Source organism: Oleiphilus sp. HI0086, assembly GCF_001635225.1.
In genome coordinates, this window is the sequence record NZ_LWFZ01000388.1 from 1 (window position 1) to 385 (window position 385).

General features: G+C 48.3%; 1 pseudogene. It reads left to right on the plus strand.

Annotation, left to right across the window (positions count from 1 at the left end):
- A pseudogene (locus tag A3756_RS27290) lies at positions 1 to 385 on the plus strand (primosomal protein N'); the annotation flags it as partial.

Below are 385 nucleotides of genomic sequence, written 5' to 3' on the forward strand. Positions count from 1 at the left end.
CATGACCCCTCCTACAAGCAGATTGATAATTTCAAATATTCAGCACGAGATCTATCAGTCAAACGCGGACAGATTGAACAATGCAAAGTGGTGCTAGGAAGTGCAACACCATCACTTGAAAGCCTCTATAACGTTAAGCTAGGTCGCTATCAGCTAGCTTTAATGCAAGAACGCGCCGGCGCAGGCCAAACACCGGAAATGTTTCTAATCGATATCCGCAGCCGTCCTCTGGAGAATGGTTGTTCTCGCCCCTTGAAGCAGCGAATCGGAGAAGAGCTTGCTCAAGGCAACCAAGTAATCATATTCCAAAACCGCAGAGGCTTTTCACCAACACTAATGTGTAATAGCTGCGGTTGGCTCGCCCAGTGCCCTCACTGTGATGCAC